A 5,486-nucleotide genomic window follows, 5' to 3' on the forward strand; every position below is an offset into this window, starting at 1 on the left:
TTACGTCAAGCGATAGGGCCGGCTCAGGCCCGCGCGGCCGCGTGGACGACCGCGCCCGCCACCAGCGTCAGCCGGACCCGGTCCTGCGAAGGCTCGCGCAGCGCCTCGTGCAGGGGCGCGTCCAGGAGGCAGAGATCCGCCGGCGCGCCGGGGACCACCCTGCGCCGGTGGCGCCCCGGACCGGCAGGGTCGTCGAGGTAGAGCCCGAGCGCCGCGGCCGGCGACAGCGCCTCGCCCGCGCCCACCTGGCGGCCGCCCGCGCTCAGCCGGTCGACGGCCGCCGCGATCCCGACCCAGGGGTCCGCCGTGGCGTAGGGGGCGTCCGAGCTCGCCGCCACGGGCAGGCCGGCCGCCATCAGGCTGGCGCACCGGTAGAGGTCGGGCAGGTCCTCGGGCGCGACCTGGGCCAGGTAGCGGTCGCCCCGCTCACGGATGAACGCCGGCTGGGTGACGACGGTCAGGCCCAGGGCTTTCAGCTCCGCAACGGCGGCCGGTGGAATGACGCTGCCGTGCTCCACCCGGTCGCCGGGCTCGACGCCGGCGACGGCGAAGGCCGCGAGCGTCAGCGCCAGTTCGGCGGCCGTCACGCAGTGGACGGCCACCCGGCGGCCCTCGGCGCGCGCCCCGGCGATCCGCGCGGTGAAGTCGTCCAGGTCGATCAGCGCGTGGTCGTCGAGCAGGACCTTGCGCGGCCCCACCCGGAACGCCCCGTCCGCCGGCGCCGCAAGCGGACCGCCGCTCATCAGCGTCAGCCGCTGCGGCAGCGCGCCGCCGCGATGCGCATCCGCCAGCCGGCGGGCGGCGTCGGCGTCGGTCGTGACGCTCGCGTCCGTCACGGCGGTCACCCCGCAGGCGGCGAGCCGCGCCCCCACCGGCGCCAGCGCCGGCGGTTCGGCGCCGATCCGGTGCCGCAGCCAGGCGTCGGCCCGCCAGACGCGGCCCGCCTCGCGGTCCACGCCGGGCGGCGCGTCGCCGTCGCCCAGGCTTTCGAGGGCCAGGCTGTTCAGCATCCACAGGGAACCCGTCTGGTGCTGGATCCGCAGCCGGTGGCGGGGCGCGAGCCGGTCCAGGTCGGCGCGGGTCAGGTCGCCGGCCTGGCTCTCATGGTAGCCCAGCACGCGCAGCCAGGCGCCGTCGGGCCGCGCCGCCGCCGCCGCGGCGATCCGCGCCGCCAGCGCCTGCGGGGTCGCGACGCCCTCCAGCGTCACCGACTCCGCCTGCGCGGCGAGGCCGAAGAGGTGGATGTGGTGGTCACAGAGTCCGGGGATCAGGGCTCCGCCCTGGCCGTCGATCTCCGGGCCAGCGCGCGGAAGCCGCGGCCCCACCGCCGCGATCCGGCCGTCCGCCAGCGCCACGTCCAGTCCGGCCTGCCCCTCGACCTCGACATTCCGGACCGTGAGGGCGCTCAAGGCAGCCGCCGCTGGCCGCAGATGATCGCCGCCCGCCTCGCGATCGGCGCCATGCCGGCGTCGATCACGCCCGCGCGCTCATGCGCCAAGGCGCGGAGCGCGCTCGCCGCGGCGGCCACGCCCGTCACCGGGTCCGCCAGCGCGTCGCCCCGGAACCGCGGCTCTCCCGCCGCCGTCCAGGCGACCAGGCCCCCGGCGGCGGCCGTGTCGTCGCCGAACCCGACGCGGTTGGTCCAGGGGTCATCGCTCCATACGGCGCCCGAGAGGCCGTAGCCGGTGATGGCGACCCAGGTCAGCCGCCGCGCGGCCAGCAGCGCCTCGGGATCGAGACCGATCGAGCGCAGGCCGCGGGGCCGGGCGCTGGTGATCACCGCGTCGGCGTCCAGGATCAGGTCGCGCAGCTTCGCCTGGTCGGCCGCGTCCGCGAGGTCCAGCGCCAGCTCCGCCTTGCCCCCGTTCAGGCGCGCATGCAGCCCGGGCGTCGAGGTCCGCGTGGGGTCGGGCCGCCGCACGCTCTCCACCTTCGTCACCTCACAGCCGGCGGCGGCCAGGATCGCCCCGCACAGGGGACCGGCCCACAGCGCCGAGAGGTCGACCACCTTCGGGGTCCTGCGCGGGGCGCCGTAGGCCCAGGCGCGGCTGACGATGTGCAGGGGTTCGGGATCACTCGCCACGATCTCGGCGACCCCGCAGGCCGGAAGGCCCAGCAGCATCGCCTGCTCGATCAGCGACCGCCGGGATTGGCGCGGCGCCTCGGCGGCGACCAGGTCCCACGGGTCGTCCGTGGGGGCGCCCCCGAAGTCGCAGCCCAGCCACGCGGGCACGAGGTCGCGGTCCTCCTCGCGCGCGAGGTTCAGCGCCATCCAGCCGTCCGCGACCCGGAACATGCGGCAGGCGCCATTGGGCGAAACGAGCTCCCCCGCCGGCCCCAGCGGAAGTTCGCCGTCGCGGTCGGTCACCCCGAGGGCTGCGACGTCCACCTCGCGCCCCAGCGCCGCGCTGGCCTCCGCCACGCCCTGCGCGTGGCGCCGCAGGGCCTTGCCGATCGGGCCCTTCACACCGCCACCTCGTCCACCAGGCCCCACGCCAGCGCGGTCGCGAGATCGATGTCGGCGCCCGAGATCGCCATCCAGCAGGCCCGCCGCCGGCCGATCCGCCGCGGGATCGTGGCTGTGCCGCCCGCGCCGGGGATCAGCCCCATCGACACTTCCGGCAGCCGGAAGTGCGTCCCCGGGTCGGCGCTCACCCGGCCGGCCGCGGCAGGCACCTCGATGCCGGCGCCCACGCACGCGCCGTGCAGGCGGACCGTCAGGCGCCCGCCCAGATCCTGCGCCAGCCGGGCCGGCGAGCGCAGCGTGCGGATCAGGTGCGCCTGGCCCGGATCGGGCGCCTGGCCGAACTCGTCGAGGTCTCCGCCCGCGCTGAAGCACAGACCTTCGCCGCTGAGGACCACGGGCGGCGCGTCCGGGTGCGCCAAGGCGAACGCCAGGGCCTCGGTCAGTTCGTCCCGCATCCGGGCGTCGAAGGCGTTGCGCCGGTCGGGTCGGGTGAGGCGCACGGCGATCGCGTCCCCGGCGTCCACGGCGACGCGGGGCGCGGGGGATTCCGGGCGCCGCTGGGGCGGATGGGCCGCCCGCCAGCCGCGGAACCCTTCCGACGCCAGCAGCATGGAATAGGCCAGCGACTCCAGCGCCAGGGCGCTCGGGAACGGGACGTCCAGCGTCATCCGCAGCACCTGCGCGCAGACGGCGGCGGCCGCCGGTTGCGCCGCCACCGCGGCCTGCAGCGCCTCGATCTCCGCGTCTAGCCGATCGGGCCCGATCCCGACCCATGGGCCCGGCGCGGCCGGCTCGTGGCTCAGCAGGATGTCGAAAGGCTCCAGGGCGCCCCCGGGCAGCGGGCCGCCGCGCCAGACGCCGACCTGCACGACCCCCGGCGTCGCCGCCAGCGGCGGCGGATCACGTCCGAGCTCGGTCACGGCGAGGCCCGCCCCGCCCAGCTCGATGAGGTCGGCGAGGAGGCTCATGCGGCGGCAGACTGGATTGCAGGCACGATCGGCCTCCGCGCGACTCCGCTACGCGGGCCGGCTCATCTCGGCCTTGAGCTGGCGCCGCAGCAGCTTGCCCGTGTCGTTGTACGGCAAGGCGTCGCGGAATTCCCAGACTTCCGGCGTCTTCGACGACCGCAGCCGGGCCTTGGCGAACGCGGCCAGGTCCTGCGCCGAGGGCTGCGTCTCGCGCGGCACGATCACCGCGGCGACCTTCTCGCCCCACTCGTTGTCCGGCAGGCCCAGCACCGCCACGTCCGCCACGTCGGGATGCTCGCGCAGCACGTCCTCGATCTCGCCGGGGCTCATGTTCTCGCCGCCGCGCACGATCACGTCGTCCAGCCGGCCCTCGACGAACAGGTAGCCTTCCTGGTCCAGGTAGCCGCCGTCGTTGGTGGCGAACCAGCCGTCGTCGCGGATCACCTTCTTCGAGGTGTACTCGCCCGAGACCTGCTCGCCACGGACATAGATCTCGCCCGACTCGTTCGGCCCCAGCACCTCGCCGTCCGGGCCGCGGATCTGAAGCTCCAGCGTGGGCAGCGGGCGCCCCACCGAGCCGAGCCGCTTCTTCACCGCCTCGTCGTCCGAATAGAGCGCCATGCGGTGGTCGTCGGGGCCCAGGATCGAGATGGTCGAGGACGTCTCGGTCAGCCCGTAGGCATTGGCGAAGTCCACGTGGGGCAGCAGGGCCAGGGCGCGCTCGATCACCGGCAGCGGCATCCGCCCGCCGCCGTAGCTGATCGCCTTCATCGACGGCAGGCTCTCGCCCCGCGCCTCCAGGACGTCGAGGATGCGGCCCAGCATGGTGGGCACCACCATGGCGTGGGTGATGTCCTCGGCCGACGCCACGTCGACCCACTGCTCGGGCGTGAACGCCTCCAGGTGGACGATCCGCCGCCCGGAATAGCAGCCGGTCAGCACCGCCGAGATCCCGGCGATGTGGTAGGGCGGCACGCTCACCAGCGCCGCCTCGTCCGGCTCCGAGCCCAGGAACTCGACGGTCGAGATCACATAGCTGGTCAGGTTGGCGTGGCGCAGGATCGCGGCCTTGGGCTCGCCCGTGGTGCCGCTGGTGAACAGCAGGACGGCGATGTCGTGGTCCACGTCCAGGAACTCGGCGTCGGAGTCGCCGTGCATGCGGCAGGCGGCCTCGAAGGCGCTGCGGGCCACCACGGTCACGCCCTCGGCGGACGCGAGGCGGTGGGCCATGTCGTCGTCGACGATGGCCACCGACGGCGCGGTTCGCGCCAGCAGCTTGGACAGGTCGGCGTCGGGCAGGCGGTAGTTCAGCGGCGCGAACGGCTTCGCCAGCATGCCCGCGGCGAACAGCGCCACCGGCAGGGCCGGGCCGTTCAGGCCCACGAACGCCACGTTCGTTCCGCCCATCTGTTCGAGGAAGGCCGCGCCGTGGTGCGCGCGCCGGCGCACCTCGGCGAAGGTCAGGCCCTCGGCCTTGCGACCCAGCGCCAGCCGGTCGGCGGCCGCGTCGGCCGCCATGTCGAGCAGGAGCGCGGTGTGCATGCGGTTCAGTCCGACGCCGGCAGCTTCTTGGCTTCCTTGGCGCCGATCGGCCGGCCGCCGATGGTGAGCGTGCCCTGGCCGGTCTTGGTGCAGAGCACCTCCATGCCGGTCTCTTCGTCGGCGTAGCGCTTGCCCGCCTGGCTGCCCTCGGCGAAATCCTCGTGCAGCGTCTTGCCCTCGGGCTTGGCCTCGGCGTGCGGGATCACCGGATAGCCGCCGCATTCCAGGGTGGCCTCGGCCTTGGGCGGCCGCACCACCACCACCTCGGTGTCGCAGACCGCGCTCTTCCAGCGCGAGCCGGGCTTAAGCTCCATCGTTCACTCCCACGTACCGGTTTTTCCAGTCTCTCTAGCCGCCGCCCGCGGCTGCGTCCACGCGGCCGGCGCTCAGGGGTACATCGCCGCGGCGAGCGCCCGGGCCTCGGCCTGGTCGGCCTTCAGGATGAAGCCGGCCTTCACCGCCTTCGCCAGCGCCGCGTCGAACGCCTTCAGGTAGTCCTCGCGACCGCC

At 75.0% G+C, this 5,486-nt stretch carries 5 protein-coding genes; all 5 read right to left on the minus strand.

Translation table 11 applies throughout. The features are described from left to right. Positions 1-23 precede the first annotated feature (23 nt). From JNK30_RS07760 to JNK30_RS07780, 5 genes are read right to left on the minus strand one after another with little or no spacing between them, the layout of a single operon-like run. The gene (locus JNK30_RS07760; RefSeq protein WP_293481491.1) at positions 24-1,409 is read right to left on the minus strand and encodes an amidohydrolase family protein; all 1,386 of its coding nucleotides are present in this window, start codon (positions 1,407-1,409) and stop codon (positions 24-26) included. Continuing rightward, complete coding sequence (locus JNK30_RS07765; protein ID WP_293481492.1) at positions 1,406-2,467, minus strand: CoA transferase; 1,062 nt, start codon at positions 2,465-2,467, stop codon at positions 1,406-1,408. The genes JNK30_RS07760 and JNK30_RS07765 overlap by 4 nt, the downstream gene beginning before the upstream one ends. Next, the gene (locus JNK30_RS07770; RefSeq protein ID WP_293481493.1) at positions 2,464-3,435 is read right to left on the minus strand and encodes an enoyl-CoA hydratase/isomerase family protein; all 972 of its coding nucleotides are present in this window, start codon (positions 3,433-3,435) and stop codon (positions 2,464-2,466) included. The genes JNK30_RS07765 and JNK30_RS07770 overlap by 4 nt, the downstream gene beginning before the upstream one ends. A 48-nt stretch (positions 3,436-3,483) precedes the next feature. Next, positions 3,484-4,977: a class I adenylate-forming enzyme family protein gene (locus JNK30_RS07775; RefSeq protein ID WP_293481494.1), complete on the minus strand. Its 1,494-nt coding sequence runs from the start codon at positions 4,975-4,977 to the stop codon at positions 3,484-3,486. A 5-nt stretch (positions 4,978-4,982) separates the two neighbouring features. Next, a complete protein-coding gene (locus JNK30_RS07780) occupies positions 4,983-5,291 on the minus strand; it encodes a hypothetical protein (RefSeq protein WP_293481495.1) in 309 nt (102 codons plus the stop codon). Positions 5,292-5,486 lie beyond the last annotated feature (195 nt).

This window comes from Phenylobacterium sp., assembly GCF_016793225.1.
Taxonomy (GTDB): Bacteria; Pseudomonadota; Alphaproteobacteria; order Caulobacterales; family Caulobacteraceae; genus Phenylobacterium.